The 14967-nt window shown below is 45.3% G+C and carries 16 protein-coding genes and 1 tRNA gene; 6 read left to right on the top strand and 11 right to left on the bottom strand.

The genetic code is table 11. From position 1 onward, the window contains the following. Positions 1-44: 44 nt before the first annotated feature. The 11 genes from ACO0KZ_RS14890 to rtcR form a co-directional block, all read right to left on the bottom strand. Positions 45-797, bottom strand: a complete 753-nt coding sequence (locus ACO0KZ_RS14890) for an ABC transporter permease (protein WP_422996545.1) — start codon at positions 795-797, stop codon at positions 45-47. Continuing rightward, positions 794-1723 (bottom strand): ABC transporter ATP-binding protein, encoded by a 930-nt coding sequence (locus tag ACO0KZ_RS14885; RefSeq protein ID WP_422996543.1) that lies wholly within the window; start codon positions 1721-1723, stop codon positions 794-796. The genes ACO0KZ_RS14890 and ACO0KZ_RS14885 overlap by 4 nt, the downstream gene beginning before the upstream one ends. A 234-nt stretch (positions 1724-1957) precedes the next feature. Then, a complete protein-coding gene (locus tag ACO0KZ_RS14880) occupies positions 1958-2242 on the bottom strand; it encodes an STAS domain-containing protein (protein ID WP_422996541.1) in 285 nt (94 codons plus the stop codon). Between the two features lie 41 nt (positions 2243-2283). Further along, a complete protein-coding gene (locus tag ACO0KZ_RS14875; protein ID WP_422996539.1) occupies positions 2284-2910 on the bottom strand; it encodes an MlaC/ttg2D family ABC transporter substrate-binding protein in 627 nt (208 codons plus the stop codon). 201 nt (positions 2911-3111) lie between these two features. Beyond that, a complete protein-coding gene (locus ACO0KZ_RS14870; RefSeq protein WP_422996537.1) occupies positions 3112-3900 on the bottom strand; it encodes an MlaA family lipoprotein in 789 nt (262 codons plus the stop codon). Further along, positions 3897-4370: an outer membrane lipid asymmetry maintenance protein MlaD gene (mlaD, locus tag ACO0KZ_RS14865; RefSeq protein ID WP_422996658.1), complete on the bottom strand. Its 474-nt coding sequence runs from the start codon at positions 4368-4370 to the stop codon at positions 3897-3899. Before mlaD ends, ACO0KZ_RS14870 begins: the two co-directional genes overlap by 4 nt. A 78-nt stretch (positions 4371-4448) precedes the next feature. Continuing rightward, entirely contained in the window at positions 4449-5228 is a 780-nt protein-coding gene (mlaE, locus tag ACO0KZ_RS14860) for a lipid asymmetry maintenance ABC transporter permease subunit MlaE (protein WP_422996535.1), read from the bottom strand. Continuing rightward, the gene (locus tag ACO0KZ_RS14855; RefSeq protein WP_422996533.1) at positions 5225-6040 is read right to left on the bottom strand and encodes an ABC transporter ATP-binding protein; all 816 of its coding nucleotides are present in this window, start codon (positions 6038-6040) and stop codon (positions 5225-5227) included. Before ACO0KZ_RS14855 ends, mlaE begins: the two co-directional genes overlap by 4 nt. 420 nt (positions 6041-6460) lie before the next feature. Further along, positions 6461-6754, bottom strand: a complete 294-nt coding sequence (locus ACO0KZ_RS14850) for a helix-hairpin-helix domain-containing protein (protein WP_422996531.1) — start codon at positions 6752-6754, stop codon at positions 6461-6463. Positions 6755-6777: 23 nt separating this feature from the next. After that, a complete protein-coding gene (locus ACO0KZ_RS14845; RefSeq protein ID WP_422996529.1) occupies positions 6778-7416 on the bottom strand; it encodes an immunity protein Imm33 domain-containing protein in 639 nt (212 codons plus the stop codon). A gap of 61 nt (positions 7417-7477) precedes the next feature. Further along, a complete protein-coding gene (gene rtcR, locus ACO0KZ_RS14840; protein WP_422996527.1) occupies positions 7478-9076 on the bottom strand; it encodes an RNA repair transcriptional activator RtcR in 1599 nt (532 codons plus the stop codon). Positions 9077-9417: 341 nt separating this feature from the next. On the opposite strand from rtcR, the gene ACO0KZ_RS14835 reads away from it, so the two are divergent. The 6 genes from ACO0KZ_RS14835 to ACO0KZ_RS14810 all read left to right on the top strand — a co-directional run bounded on the left by ACO0KZ_RS14835 (position 9418) and on the right by ACO0KZ_RS14810 (position 14752). Next, a tRNA-Ile gene (locus ACO0KZ_RS14835) sits at positions 9418-9487 on the top strand. A 267-nt stretch (positions 9488-9754) separates the two neighbouring features. Beyond that, on the top strand, positions 9755-10885 hold the full coding sequence (locus tag ACO0KZ_RS14830; protein WP_422996525.1) for a slipin family protein: 1131 nt from the start codon (positions 9755-9757) through the stop codon (positions 10883-10885). A 146-nt stretch (positions 10886-11031) separates the two neighbouring features. Then, entirely contained in the window at positions 11032-12261 is a 1230-nt protein-coding gene (locus ACO0KZ_RS14825) for an RtcB family protein (RefSeq protein WP_422996523.1), read from the top strand. Between the two features lie 300 nt (positions 12262-12561). After that, positions 12562-13584 (top strand): RNA 3'-terminal phosphate cyclase, encoded by a 1023-nt coding sequence (rtcA, locus tag ACO0KZ_RS14820; RefSeq protein WP_422996521.1) that lies wholly within the window; start codon positions 12562-12564, stop codon positions 13582-13584. A gap of 1 nt (position 13585) precedes the next feature. Then, positions 13586-14377, top strand: coding sequence for a nucleotidyltransferase domain-containing protein (locus ACO0KZ_RS14815; RefSeq protein WP_422996519.1), 792 nt, complete (start codon positions 13586-13588; stop codon positions 14375-14377). A 150-nt stretch (positions 14378-14527) separates the two neighbouring features. Then, positions 14528-14752, top strand: coding sequence for a YgaP family membrane protein (locus ACO0KZ_RS14810; RefSeq protein ID WP_422996517.1), 225 nt, complete (start codon positions 14528-14530; stop codon positions 14750-14752). The last annotated feature ends 215 nt before the right edge of the window (positions 14753-14967 follow it).

The raw sequence follows: 14967 nt of genomic DNA, 5'->3' as shown, positions 1-14967 counted from the left end.
AAAATTTATTCTTGTCACGTCAGTGAATTGTATCAATGGCGCATTCAGTGTCGTAACTTATAACCACTACGCAACATCTGCATTGCCACGCCCGTCAACACGATCAAGAAAGCCGTCACGATCAGCAAACTACGCAAAGGATCAACATCCGATTGTCCTGAAAAGCCATATCGAAACCCGTCAATCATGTAGAAAAACGGGTTGAAATGCGAAATGGTTTGCCAGATCGGCGGCAGTGAATTAATCGAATAAAACACGCCTGACAAAAAGGTGGCGGGCACAATCACAAAATTTTGAAAGCCCGCCAACTGATCAAATTTCTCTGCCCAAATACCGACGATCAGACCCATAGTACCAAGTACGAATGCACTCATCAAAGCGAATAAAGCAATCCACAAAGGTGCACTAAAACTCAGATGCGCAAACCAGGCTGTCACCACAAACACACCTAAGCCGACTGCAAGGCCGCGTACTACGGCAGCTAGCACGTAGGCAAAAAACATTTCCCAATGTGAGAGCGGCGGCAACATGATGAACACCAGATTGCCGGTAATCTTTGATTGGATCAATGATGAAGAGGCATTCGCAAACGCATTTTGCAAGACGCTCATCATCACCAGGCCAGGAATCAAAAACGCCATGTAAGTCACACCATGCACTTTGACATGACCTTCCAAGGCCTGGCCAAAAATCAGCAGATACATCATGGCGGTCATGATCGGCGCTGTGATTGTCTGTGTTGCGACCTTCCAGAAACGCAAAACTTCTTTATACAATAAGGTGCGGAAGCCTATCATTGCGGATTCCCCCCACCCATAATTTGTAAGAATACATCTTCCAAATCCGCTTGTTGCAAATGCAGATCTTCAATCACACAACCGGCGCTCCGTAAACTCGCCAGAATTGGTTCAACTTCAGCATAGTTCGTAATACGTAACGCAAAACTATTCGCTTCCGCTTGCGTATCGGCAGCAATGATCAAGTTGTGTAATGAAGCAGGCAATTCGCCTTGCGTAAGTTGCACTTTCATCTGTGAGCCTGAAATACGCTTAATCAGGGCAGACATGGTATCGAGCGCAACTACTTTACCCGCCTTCAGCATTGCAACCCTATTACACAAAGCTTGAGCTTCTTCCAAATAATGTGTGGTCAAAACGATGGTGTGCCCCTCACGATTTAAGCGCGCTACAAACTTCCATAAAGTCTGACGTAATTCAACATCGACACCTGCAGTCGGCTCATCCAAAATAATGACTGGAGGTTTATGAACGAGTGCCTGAGCTACTAAGACCCGGCGTTTCATACCACCGGACAAAGCGCGCATATTCGCATCGGCTTTATTGGTCAGGTCGAGGTTTTCCATGACCTCATCAATCCAAGCATCATTGTTCTTGATGCCAAAATAACCGGATTGCAAACGCAGCGTTTCGCGCACAGTAAAGAAGGGATCGAACACCAATTCTTGCGGTACCACGCCGAGCTTGCTACGTGCTGCACGGTAGTCGCGCACAACATCGTGTCCCTGCACTAAAACTTGTCCAGAATCAGCACGATTTAAACCCGCAATTATCGAGATAAGCGTGGTCTTACCGGCACCATTCGGTCCGAGCAAACCAAAAAACTCGCCTTCTTCTATCGAGAGCGAAACACCACCTAAAGCCTGCAGCGGTTTGCCTGCAGACTGATAAGATTTTTGTACATTGCTAATTTGTATGGCGGCCATGTGGCATTCGCGCTTTAGCGCATTGATTGTGAACTTAGGGTTCGTTAATAAATAATCTGGACTTGTGCATTTTGTTTGCCAACAAACTCTGAGCTCGCTCACGACGAAACAAGAATACAAAACAAGATCACGACAAATGCCGTGAAAACCTTCGATTATAGGGGATTTTGTCTGATTACGGGTTACGCTTTATAGTGGCGCTTGTATAGACAAATTGGTCTAGATTGGAGAGGATCAATGTCGCTCGTCTGTGGCGACTTCGACAACATCAAAGAATTCTGTCAGACCATAAAGAGAAATCAAACTGATTAAGCTTGCAGGAACGCTAATGAATTGCAAATGCCGATTTAATGATTGCGCCTGACGCTGCCAAGCCAACATAACGGCCACAGCAGCGGAATCCACAGATTTCAGCGGCGCCATATCAATTTGCTCAGAGCCAGCATGGATCGCCTGCAAACCCGCTTGTGAAACGGACACTGCGTTGCGCAAACTCAATTCTTGATCTTGCAAGACCATGCTGAACTCCAAAAAAATTACTGGGTGTATTACTCGATGTATTACTTCTTTGCTGTCGCTGCTGCCAGCTTCTTATTTTTTTCTACTAAAGTTTTGATCAAACCATCCACGCCGGTTTTGCTAACTTCAGCGGAAAAACTACCTTTGTAAGTTTCCACTAACCAAGCACCAAGAACGTTAATATCAAAAATTTTCCAACCTGATGCGGTTTTTTCTAAACGATAATTCAACTGCAAAGGCTCGCCACGTGTCTGTATAACCAAACTCTTTACTTCCACCTCAGTATCTTCAGGAGAGGAACGGAATGGTTTGAACTCAACTTTTTGATCACGAATTTGTGTGATCGCGCCTGAATAGGTGTGAATCAACAAAGTGCGGAATTCCGTAATCAATTGTTTTTGTTGTTCAGGTGTCGCCGTGCGCCAACTCTTACTCACGGCTAAAGACGTCATGCGCTCGAAATTGATATAAGGCAGCACCTTATTCTCAACTAAATCATTAATGCGTTGACGATTACCTGCTTGAATATCTTTATCGTTTTTTGCCGCTTCAATAATTTCTGTACTTAGGCGCTTTACCAATTGATCCGGCGCTTCTTGCACTTGCGCGTTAGCGAGTAGACTAAAACCTAAACAAAAACTAACTAAAAATTGACTGATTTTTTTCATAATATTTTCCTGACTTAGGGGATTATTTCTATTTACTGCTTTAAGTACGTAAACCTTGCATAGACACATTGGGTTGACGCGGCGCAAAATTCCTCCCGGTACTCATCTTGGTGATTGTGTCCAATTATTAGGAATCAAACTCTATCACCGCGACTTCTTTACTTTTTATTTTGCATTACTCTAAATTTAGCGTCGCACTAACTATTCCTGTTCTTGTTGCTTGCCGGCGTTAATCTGACTTTCGCGCCTTTGAAGATAAGCACCCCGAATAAACACATATTTATCCAACGCAGCTTCTTCGATCAAACTTACCGCATCTAAAGCACTGGCCCGTTTATCGATTACTTTCAATGCTGAGGTCGCAATTTTTGCCGTACCCGAGGTCTGTGAAAATAAGATATCGCCCTTAAAGTCGATAGGGGTCGCTAGTGCATCGCGTAAAGTTGAGGCCCCCAAGACTGGCAACACGACAAAAGGCCCAGAGGGCACTCCCCATACGCCCAAAGTTTGACCGAAATCAGCTCTATGCTTGGGCATGCCTCCGGCGCTAGCTACATCAATCAGCCCACCTATACCCATGGTCGTATTAATCGCAAAGCGCATAAAATCATTTACACCATCAACCAGATTACCTTGTAAGACATTATTCACGGCGGTCCAGACATCACCAGCATTACTAAAGAAGTTACCCACTGCCGTTTGCACAATGCTTGGCGTCACACTTTGGTATACCTGAGCTGTTGGCTTTAATAAATTAGCATCCAAACTCTCGTTGAAGTTAAATACAGAACGATTCAAGCCCTCTAAAGGATCATCGGGATTATTGCCGATGTTCGTCGTTTCGCTGACTTTTTCCAGTGTCGCTACCGCTTTGGTTTTTACTTTGCTGACAGTGCTGCATGCCGTCATCGTCAAACCAAGTGCACACAAAATCAGTAAACGCACACCGAAAGAACGCAGGATAGAGATATTTAAAAAACGTAGGCTCATTTTTGTTCTTCTTTGCCGTCGGCGGCTTTACTGAACAAGAATTGACTGATGAGGTTCTCCAAAACCACAGCTGACTGTGTCATCGTGATTTTGTCACCCGCGACTAAGTTTTTCACGTCACCACCCGCTTCCAAGCCTATGTATTGCTCGCCCAACAGGCCCGCAGTTAAAATTTTTGCAGAAGAATCCTTAGGAAAGCTGTAACGTTTTTCCATTTTCAATACTACCGTCGCTTGAAAACTCTTATCGTCAAAATTAATTGCACTAACACGACCAACCACTACCCCAGCACTCTTCACTGCAGCGTTTGGCTTTAAGCCACCAATATTGTCAAACTTGGTGGTGACATCATATGTCTGTTCAAAGGACAGACTGCTCATATTGCCTGCTTTCAGTGCCAAAAATAACAAAGATGCTGCACCCAATAGCACAAATATGCCCACCCAAAAATCGATCGATTTCTTTTCCATCATTTACCTCTTACTAAAATCCATTTGCGCTCCGGGCAACAAACGCGATTATAAAAATTCGAACTAAAAAAACAAACCCTATTGAAACATCCAAGCGGTTAGCAAGAAGTCCAACCACAACACCAATAAAGATGAAATCACCACAGTCCTAGTCGTAGCACGAGCCACACCTTCGGGCGTTGGTGTCGCCTCATAACCTTGATAAAGCGCCACGAAAGTCGCGGCAAAACCAAAAACGACACTCTTAATTACGCCATTACCGAGATCGTTCCAGATATCAACACCCGCCTGCATCTGCGACCAGAATGAACCACTATCGACACCGATCAAAGTAACGCCAACTAAGTAGCCACCGATAATACCCATCGCATTAAAAATCAATGTCAATATTGGCAAGGCGATCACGCCAGCAATAAATCTCGGTGCGATCACTCGTTGCAATGGATTAACCGCCATCATTTCCATTGCAGCCAATTGCTCGCCTGCTTTCATCAAACCGATCTCAGCAGTCAAGGAGGTACCTGCACGCCCAGCAAATAGCAAAGCGGTTACAACAGGGCCTAATTCACGCACCAGAGACAAAGCCACTAAGAGTCCGAGTGCCTCCTCGGAACCGTAGCGATTCAAGGTGTAATAACCTTGGTAGCCAAGCACAAAACCAACGAATAAACCTGAAATCGCAATAATCACCAGAGAATAGTTACCAATAAAATGCACTTGATCTGCGATTAATTGCGGACGACGCCATAAACCCGGCGCGTTCACAACAATACTGAAAAAACTCCTGCTCGCGTGCCCAACACTCTCAACAGTCTCACGCGTAAGCTGACCGAGGCGACTGACCAAATTGACGATCATGATGGATCTCCAGAAGCTGGCTTTAATCCAATTTGTTCCGCCATCGATTTACCCGGGTAGTGAAAAGGCACAGGACCATCACTCTCTGCATGTACAAATTGCTTTACGTAAGGGTCGCTCGATTCCATCATCTCCTTCGGTGTACCTTGAGCGACGATCTTGCCTTGTGATAGGAAATAAACATAGTCCGCAATTGTGAAAGTTTCGTGCACGTCATGCGAAACCAAAATACTAGTTGAGCCTAAAGCACTATTCAAATTACGAATCAAAGTCGCAGTAACGCCCATAGAAATCGGATCCAGACCTGCGAAAGGCTCGTCATACATGATTAGCTGAGGGTCCAACGCTACCGCACGAGCTAAGGCAACACGACGTGCCATACCACCTGAGATTTCCGACGGTTTTAACTGAGCTGCATTGCGCAAACCGACCGCGTTCAGCTTCATCATCACCAAATCTTGTACCATCGTTTCGGGCAGCTCTGCATGTTCACGCAAAGGAAAAGCGACATTATCGAACACGCTTAGATCGGTAAATAGTGCACCGTGCTGAAATAGCATGCCCATCTTGCGACGCAAGGCATACAGACTGGGCGTTTTGAGGTGATGAACCACCTCTCCATTGACGCTGACTTGCCCCGACTGAGGCACAATTTGACCTCCAATCAAGCGCAAAATAGTAGTCTTACCTGAACCTGACCCGCCCATCACGGCGATCACTTTACCGCGCGGAAAATCCATGTTCAAACCGGACAAAATTTTCCGGTTGCCATAGCCAAACTGCAAATCACGAATTTCAACTAAATTGGGCACGACGATTAATTTCTATAATAAAGACCAGATTGTAAACCAGATCGGGAAATTGAGTTACCTTCAAGCGCTATGAAAAATGTAACGAAATAATTAAATTTAACAAAATCAAATAATTAACCAATTTAATTCAGCAAATTTAAAAAATTATGATATTTTATTCTTTTGCACTGCACAAATTCAGCTAAAATAAATGAACTTGGAGTCAGCAATTCGAATAAATGCAGGGCCTATATTGTGTTTAAAGTACGAAAAAGCCCAAACATATGCAAATAAGACCGCAAAGTCTGGGTGAAGTTTGGAATAAGGCTGGATTTATTTTCTTTGGCTCATTGGGCAAACCCAAAGGTACCGCCTGATAGAACCAAAGTGGGTTTTTATTTTGCAAAAAGATCCGCTTACTGCAGGCCAATTTATTCTTAGCTACGAGGAAGCGGCCAATAAGCTCTTGCGCTCTTCAGTAAAGCTCCACCAAGCCTGCGCTGGCTCACCTGCCATAAATCGCGTGATCGACATAAATACATCGATGACACATGGATCGTGCCTTTGTTGGGTAAGCTCACACAACTCCTGATACATCTGAACAGGATCACGCCCAATCAATTGCTGAGGGTGCAAAATCCCGAGCAATACCAAGTCGGCCGCGCCCGCCTTACCAATATTTGGCAAATCAGTCAGAACTTGCAGGCGCTCGCGACACACTTTATCAGGATGCATAGGTATACGTTTTTAAAGTGAGTTCAATCGTCTGCAAGATACTCGTCAAAATGCTTAGTCTGCACATTCCACAAGTACTCCATTTCGCACGTAAATGGCAAGTCAAGCAATGCGCGAAAGCCATCATCGATGTTTAAGACCGCTCCCAATGAAACGAAATGCCAATTGTCTGTGTCATCACAATAGTCATCCGTCTCATCACCGGCCATCAGAGTCCATCCACTGAAACGACGCTGTATGCCTTCAGCATCAACTTCCTCGCGATACAAAGCATGAACCGGTCGCTGATCCTTTAATACAGCGCTAGTAACAAAGCAGCGTTCAGTATACTGATCAGCCAGACTCGGGATCGGATCGTCTCTTTGTGATTGAATGATGTGGCAAGATGAAAATGTTATCTCATCATTGATTTGCAAGTCAGGGATATAACCAGGCACATTGTCGAGTCGCCCAACAAATTGATCACTGTCACGAGAAATGATTTCTACCCACATGCGCTCAGCTGAACATCCCTGATCATTCTCAATTTCGCACTGGAAAATCAGTTTAACCAGGTCACCTACTTGAAACTGCGCAATCAACTCCGCTGAGGGCAGATAAAAAGTATACCGTGCCTCAATGGCTCGATCTGACACATCTTCTAGCTTCCAAGTTTTGGACATGACGATTCGGATCAATATAGGAGGTAAGCAGTTTACCTCAAAATGCTCATCAACTTGAGCGTTACCATTCTTTAATCTGCGCAAAATTCAATTCAAATTTCGCAAGATACTTACGTAAGCGATCAGCATCATTCGACATCTTCTTTTCCTTGCGACTACGTTCAAACAAGGAGCGACCCGCATCGGATAAACTATGCGAGGACAGGCAGACTTGAATGACATAGGCGAGCTGTACTTGATCAAAGGAATCAATATTTTCCTTCAAGGCCAGCCAGTGCGGATGCTGTAGCTCAGCGACAGCAAGACTACTATCGCTGGCATGATGTTGATTCCGCTGCTGCAAACGCTGCAGCTCTAATTCGACGGCTTGCACATCAATGCGACCGCCATCAGCCAAGGTAGCCATACGCAGTAGACTCGCCGACAGCTGACGGAAATTACCTGCCCATAGCGTGGTTCCCGCCATCGCATATTGCAAGTAAATTTTCTTGGCGTCGGAATTGAATCGAATTTTCTTACCAAGTTGATTGGCAATACGATCTAGTTCGAAATCCAAGTTCGGTTCTATATCCTCACGTCTGTCTTTCAAACCCGGCAGCGTATATAACCAAGTATTAATGCGAGCGAATAAGTCTTCGCGAAAGCGGCCGTTGCGGACATCTTGCGCCAAATCTCGATGCGTACCTGCGATCAATTGAAAATGACTTTCGACTTCTCTATCGCCCCCCATAGGGAAGAAACGTTTTTCCTCAATCGCCTTGAGCAACATCGCTTGCTCATCAAGACCTAGCTCGCCGATTTCATCCAAGAACAATAAGCCGTCATCGGCCGCTTTCAAATAGCCCGCCCTTGCCTGCAATGCTCCGGTAAATGAACCTTTGACGTGCCCAAACAAAGAGGACATTGCACCGTCACCGCGCAAGGTCGCACAATTGACATCAATAAAATCACCTTGCAATTGATGCTTAGCTTTTTTTAATTCGTAGATGCGACGCGCCAAAAAGGATTTTCCCGCGCCCGTTGGTCCCGTTAGCAAAATCGGTGTTTGCGAACGCAAGGCGACTTGCTCGATTTCTTCTATGGTGCGATTAAAACTCGCATTTTTTGTCGCAATGCCAAACTTCAAGAACGACAAATCTTCTTGTCGCTCTTCTTCAAAGCGTGTAGCAAGTTGATTGTATTGCGAGAGATCGAGGTCAACCACCGCCACTTCCCCAGTTTCAGGAAATCCTCCGCGACGTGGCGGCGAGGTTTGCAATAACTTCGCAGGAAAATAACGTGCTTCAGTGAGAAGAAACAAACAAATCTGCGCCACGTGCGTACCCGTAGTGATGTGCACCAGATATTCATATTCGCTGGTGTCGAATGCGTAGCGCCGAACGAAATCATGTAATGCGGAATACACCTCGACAAAATCCCACGGATCTTCTATTTGCATTAGCGCTGACTCAACTATGGTATCGGGCGAAACACGTTTGATATCTGCCGTGACCAACTTCAACAAATCGCCTTTACCGCCACCGTGAAATAACACCAGCTTGTGAACTAACACGTCTTCTTGTTGGCACAAAGAAACCGTTGGGCGCCAGCGTTCCCACCTACTCGCATTAAATCCCGCATCCAGTGTAGTACCTAGGAAGCCAAAAACAACTTTATCCATTTGTATAAAACCATCTATAAATTTCTCTTAAACCAAAGTATCTCGCAAAGTCGCGTTTAAGGCAAAAATTTTTCAAGTGGAGTTTAACCATTAAAAATCAACAACTTAGAATAATCCCAATGCAACTTTTAAGAACTGGCACGCTTATCGCAATAGAGAAGATGTCTTAAGCGAATTCGTTTGCAACAGGTAAGGGTTCAAAAAGCCCTTCCGGTACATGGATCTCAATCAGGAGCTTCTCCAACATTGATAGAAACCAGGTATGCCGCAACGAGGGAAATTAAGGTATTGGCGATGATTCTGGGGAATGTCCTCAGGTTCGATTCCTGACATCGCCACCAAAATGGATAGCTCATTCTGGTAGAGCAATCGACTAATAATCGATCTGTAGCGGGTTCGAATCCCGCTCCAACACACTCTCAAAAAGTGTTTCGTAAGTAAGGAAAGTAGTACAGGGTGGGAAGACGAGATTTGCATGCAAACCGAAATCTTCTTTGCTCTTCGCCGAAGTGGTTGAACTCTAGGTAGGCGGTTAGTAGTCATCGTCATCATCAGTGATAAGTAGACAGCATTTATCAGTATGATCACGACGCTTCTCACCAAAACTGAAGACAACAGCAACTTCCGCGACGAGCAAAACATCCTGCTTTTAACAAAGTAAAAACAAGGACAATAAAAATGAAAATCAAAGTACAAAAGAATGAACGTGCGATCATATTCAAAGACAAAGCATTCGAAGCCATCATTGGACCTGGCGAATACCGTTACTTCCAATTTTTTACAGAATTTACTGCGCAAGTGTTCGACATGGACAATGTGCGCTTTGAACACGGTATTGCAGAATCCTTACGCCGCCACGAACCAGAAATCGTTGCAGAGAACTTTCACGTGGTTGACGTGGCAGATGAAACCGTTGTACTGCGTTATGAGAATCAGAGCTTAATCGAAATCATGGCGCCTGGTACTCGTAAATTATTTTGGAAATTCGGTGCTGAACAAACTTTTGAAGTCATCAATATCGCGGAGCAATACACCGTCTCGAATAAATTGATGAGCTATTTGGCGCAACCAAGCTTACGCGGAAAAACCATCACCGGCTTGCAGAATATCTTGCCAGTGCAAGTACCAGAATCGCACATAGGTTTATTGAAAGTGGACGGTAAATTGGTACAGGTTTTGGGTGCAGGAAAAACCGCCTACTGGCGCTTTAACCGCGATATTCAAGTTGAATTGGTTGACACTCGTTTGCAATCATTAGAGGTCGCAGGACAAGAGATTTTGACGAAAGACAAGGTCAGCTTGCGGATTAATTTGAACGCCAATTGGCAATTTGAAGATGCCGAATTAGCGTATAGCCGATTGGCAAAACCAGCCGAGCACATCTATCGCGAATTACAATTCGCCTTGCGTGCCGCGGTGGGAACCCGTAGCCTTGATGAACTTTTGGAGAACAAACAAATCATCGATGCCGTGGTAGATCAACATTTACAAGAGAAGTTGCAAGGTTTCGGCGTGAAGGTGTTGAGCGTGGGTGTGAAAGACATTGTGTTGCCGGGTGATATGAAGCTTCTATTGGCGCAAGTAGTGGAAGCTGAAAAAGCGGCTCAAGCCAATGTCATCCGCAGACGCGAAGAAACCAACGCGACTCGGTCAATGTTGAACACCGCAAGAGTGATGGAAAACAACCCAACTGCCTTGCGTTTGAAAGAGTTGGAGACTTTGGAAAAAGTGGCAGAACGTATCGATAAAATCTCGGTGTTCGGTGGCTTGGATCAGGTGTTAAATGGCTTGGTGAAGATTAATGTGTGAAAAGACAAGCCCTTCTCCCGCAAGCGGGAGAAGGGTTGGGATGAGGGCGCTTGATAACGAAAAACTTCGGTGTGACTGAAACACCCTCACCCTAGCCCTCTCCCGCGTGCGGGAGAGGAGATTTAAAAACAAACAAAACAAAAATCATGAACAAACAAAATTACGAATTATTAGAAATCGCCAACGCCGCCCCGATCAAAATGTGGACCGAAGGCGTGCCGGTTGAAGACGATGCCAAACAGCAATTGATCAATACCGCGAAAATGCCGTTTATCTTCAAACATTTGGCGGTCATGCCGGACGTGCATTTGGGTAAAGGCTCCACTATTGGTAGCGTGATTCCTACGCATAAAGCAATTATTCCAGCCGCCGTTGGCGTGGATATCGGTTGCGGAATGATCGCATGCAAAACGACGTTGAATGCGAGAGATTTGCCAGATAATCTTGGGCCACTACGTGCCGCGATTGAAAAAGCTGTACCACATGGAAGAACACCAAATCGCGGGGGACGTGATAAAGGTTCTTGGTGTGATAAACCGCCAACCTTAGTTGATGAAGCTTGGAAATCTTTGGAAGGCACATTTAGAGAAATTACTGCCGATTACCCAAAATTGAAGAACACCAATCAATACAAACATTTGGGAACTTTAGGAACGGGTAATCACTTCATCGAAGTTTGTCTCGATGAAAAAGACGCTGTGTGGATCATGTTGCACTCTGGTTCACGTGGTGTGGGCAATGCGATCGGCACCATGTTTATCGAATTAGCCAAGAAGGATATGCAACAACATTTGTGCAATATTCCTGACCAAGATTTGGCTTATTTCGAGGAAGGTAGCAAGTACTTTGGGGATTATGTGAAAGCGGTAGGATGGGGGCAAAAATTTGCCAAAACCAATCGTGAAATCATGATGCAACATGTGATTGACGCCATGCGTAAGATCATCACCAAGCCTTTCGAGACGCATTTGGAAGCAGTGAACTGTCACCACAACTACGTGCAAAAAGAAACGCACTTTGGGGAAGAAGTCTATGTCACTCGTAAAGGTGCGGTATCCGCGAAAAAAGGTGAGCTGGGAATTATTCCAGGATCGATGGGAGCGCGTAGCTACATCGTGCGCGGATTAGGGAATGAAGAAAGTTTCCAATCATGCAGTCACGGTGCCGGTCGCGTGATGAGTCGTACTAAAGCAAAGAAACTGTTCACCATCGAAGATCAACAACGCGCAACCGAAGGTGTGGAATGCCGTAAAGATGCCGATGTCATCGACGAAATTCCTATGGCTTACAAGGACATCGATGCTGTCATGCGAGCGCAGAAAGACTTGGTAGAAGTAATGTATGTCTTGAAGCAAGTGGTTTGTGTGAAGGGTTGAGTGACCAAATGAGTGAGTAAGTGACGAACATACTTGCCCGATCAAACCGAAATTTAAGCTGACATTTCCCCGAAGACGCACTACCTCCCTCTCCCGCATGCGGGAGAGGGCTAGGATGAGGGTAGTTCAGAAACTGCACTGCCGTTTCATACGGCGAAGTGGTGAAAGAATGGCGTTGCTTGGATTTTTAAAAATCGTCAAACTAATCTGACACTCCCCCATCCCCGCCCCTTCTCCCGCTTGCGAGAGAAGGGAGAAGGGTGAATTTAACAGGACTTAAGCGTCCCACAGAAAATGAACATGATACAAATAGACGCATCACAAGGTGAAGGTGGTGGTCAAATACTACGTACTGCGCTGGCTTTGTCCATCATCACCCAACAAGCAGTACAACTAAAAAATATCCGAGCTAAGCGTAGCAAACCTGGTTTGATGCGCCAGCATTTAACCTGTGTTCGTGCGGCGCAGGCTATTTCGGATGCTGTGGTGGAAGGCGATGCACTCGGAAGCACGCAGCTGAGTTTTGAACCAAATCCAGTTAAAGCTGGTGACTATGCTTTTGCGATAGGCACGGCGGGTAGCTGCGCTTTGGTATTGCAAACGATTTTGTGGCCCCTATTGTTTGCCGATACGGAAAGCTCGGTAACGATTGAAGGTGGCACGCATGTACCTATGTCGCCTTCATTTGAGTTTTTGGAATTTTGCTTTTTACCAGCGATTCAAAAAATGGGTGTGCAGTCGCAGTTGGAATTACTCAAGCACGGCTTTTATCCAGGCGGCGGTGGCAAGCTCAAAGCGCTCATTCAGCCATGGCAGACGCGAACTGCACTAGACTTGCAAAGTCGTGGCGAGCGCATTAGTCAGCACGGATTGAGCTTGATTTCGAATCTAGATCAAAGTGTGGCGGACAAACAATTAGCTGAAGTCAGGCGCTATTTGAATTGGAATGCCGAAGACTTGGTACACCAAGGTTTACGTAATTCACATGGTGTTGGTAATGCCTTGATTTTGAATGTGCAAAGTACCGAACATACAGAAATTGCCACCAGTTATGGCGACAAATCTAAATCGAGTGAATTCGTTGCGCAGCTGGCTTGTACCGAGATGAAGCATTACTTAGCGAGTGACGCCGCTGTCGGTGAACACATTGCCGATCAGCTCTTGCTGCCACTCGCGCTGGTTGGTGGAAAGTTCACGACCAACATTATTAGCGAGCATTTCAAAACGAATTGCGACATTATTCAGAAGTTTTTGAAGGTCGATTTCAAGATAGAAAAATTAAACGCACACTGCTATTTGGTGGAGGTGCGAAAAGGAAAATAAGATGAAAGATGAAGCCGTTAACGCAGTCATACAAGAGCGCCTTACCAGCATAGAGAATAAGCATGAGGTCAAGATCTTGCTCGCCATAGAATCCGGCAGTCGCGCTTGGGGCTTTGCCTCACCGGACAGCGACTGGGATGTACGTTTTGTGTACGTCCATAGCCAACCTTGGTACCTCAAAGTGCATGCGGGGCGGGATGTGATCGAGACGGGCATAGAACAACATCCTTTAGGTGAGCTCGATATCAACGGTTGGGAATTACGAAAAAGTTTACAGCTACTACACAAGAGCAATCCAGCCTTGATGGAGTGGTTGCAATCACCGCTGGTCTATCGTCGCAATGATCTCGTCATGACCCAATACGAAGATCTGGCGAAAGCATTCTTCAAGCCACAAGCCTGTTTTCAACACTATGTGAGTATGGCGAATACCAATACACGTGAATTCTTGCAGAAGGATCAAGTGCGTTTGAAGAAGTATCTCTACGTCTTGCGGCCTATCTTTGCATGTCTATGGATAGAGCAATTTGGCGACATGCCGCCGATAGAATTTCATCGTTTGCTCGATCGGCTTTTGCCAACAGGATTTCTACGTGCTGAGATCGATGCCTTATTAGTGAAGAAAATGGCTGGCGGTGAAGCTGAAGTCGCGGATCAAATACCCGCTATCTCTGACTTTATCCATAGGGAATTAGCGCGGCTGAAACAAATGCAGCTATTGGTGGAACCGCTAAATCCAGAGACTTACGATGCTTGCGATCGTTTTCTGATGGAAACTATCAAGCGATTTTGACAAGAATAGACCTCTTTTTCGCACCGTTTCGCTCTTTTTAAACTTTTTTAAATATTTTTAAAAATTCTTGAATCCTTTTGAAAATTTGCCCCCTCTAGGTAAGTGTCATTCAATTGAATGCATTTTCTAAATCAAAAAAAGGACTTCATCATGTTTCATTTAAAGCGTAATCTCCCACATTGGGAACGTGCTCTTCGTATAGGTAGCGGCATAGTAGTCACTTACCTCGCGCTTAGTGGTTATACCCAAGGCATCATGACGTGGATGGCGTATGGCACCGCCGCTACCTTGGTACTCACCGCCTTTGTTGGCTTTTGCCCGGCTTGCGCCATGGTCGGACGTCGTTATTTGGTAGATCCTAAAAACCTCAGTTGACCGCTTGATTTCTTCTTAGGCAGCGCTTGAATATTGACTTTCATCATGTATTCTCCGTACATCATTTTTTTTTGGAGATAGCTACGAATTCGATTGCACATTTTGCCGTGCTTCTGGACTTCGTTGTTCCTCCTAGCAACTTTGAGGTTGTGTCATCGTCACGCCTCGCCAGAAACGCGGAAAAACGCACACTCGAACCCATCCAACTAAGTTTT

Source organism: Undibacterium sp. Di24W, assembly GCF_049340325.1.
Lineage (GTDB): Bacteria > Pseudomonadota > Gammaproteobacteria > Burkholderiales > Burkholderiaceae_D > Undibacterium.
The sequence above is the reverse complement of the archived record's forward strand: the minus strand, read 5'-3'. Positions and strand labels throughout refer to the sequence as shown.

Bases quoted from the DNA above. Each gene is read 5' to 3' on its own strand.
- ACO0KZ_RS14815 (WP_422996519.1), top strand. From the start codon at position 13,586: ATGAAAGATGAAGCCGTTAACGCAGTCATACAAGAGCGCCTTACCAGC.
- ACO0KZ_RS14830 (WP_422996525.1), top strand. From the start codon at position 9,755: ATGAAAATCAAAGTACAAAAGAATGAACGTGCGATCATATTCAAAGAC.
- ACO0KZ_RS14890 (WP_422996545.1), bottom strand. From the start codon at position 797: ATGATAGGCTTCCGCACCTTATTGTATAAAGAAGTTTTGCGTTTCTGG.
- mlaD (WP_422996658.1), bottom strand. From the start codon at position 4,370: ATGGAAAAGAAATCGATCGATTTTTGGGTGGGCATATTTGTGCTATTG.
- ACO0KZ_RS14885 (WP_422996543.1), bottom strand. From the start codon at position 1,723: ATGGCCGCCATACAAATTAGCAATGTACAAAAATCTTATCAGTCTGCA.
- mlaE (WP_422996535.1), bottom strand. From the start codon at position 5,228: ATGATCGTCAATTTGGTCAGTCGCCTCGGTCAGCTTACGCGTGAGACT.
- ACO0KZ_RS14875 (WP_422996539.1), bottom strand. From the start codon at position 2,910: ATGAAAAAAATCAGTCAATTTTTAGTTAGTTTTTGTTTAGGTTTTAGT.
- rtcR (WP_422996527.1), bottom strand. From the start codon at position 9,076: ATGGATAAAGTTGTTTTTGGCTTCCTAGGTACTACACTGGATGCGGGA.
- ACO0KZ_RS14870 (WP_422996537.1), bottom strand. From the start codon at position 3,900: ATGAGCCTACGTTTTTTAAATATCTCTATCCTGCGTTCTTTCGGTGTG.
- ACO0KZ_RS14845 (WP_422996529.1), bottom strand. From the start codon at position 7,416: ATGTCCAAAACTTGGAAGCTAGAAGATGTGTCAGATCGAGCCATTGAG.
- rtcA (WP_422996521.1), top strand. From the start codon at position 12,562: ATGATACAAATAGACGCATCACAAGGTGAAGGTGGTGGTCAAATACTA.
- ACO0KZ_RS14825 (WP_422996523.1), top strand. From the start codon at position 11,032: ATGAACAAACAAAATTACGAATTATTAGAAATCGCCAACGCCGCCCCG.
- ACO0KZ_RS14850 (WP_422996531.1), bottom strand. From the start codon at position 6,754: ATGCATCCTGATAAAGTGTGTCGCGAGCGCCTGCAAGTTCTGACTGAT.
- ACO0KZ_RS14880 (WP_422996541.1), bottom strand. From the start codon at position 2,242: ATGGTCTTGCAAGATCAAGAATTGAGTTTGCGCAACGCAGTGTCCGTT.
- ACO0KZ_RS14810 (WP_422996517.1), top strand. From the start codon at position 14,528: ATGTTTCATTTAAAGCGTAATCTCCCACATTGGGAACGTGCTCTTCGT.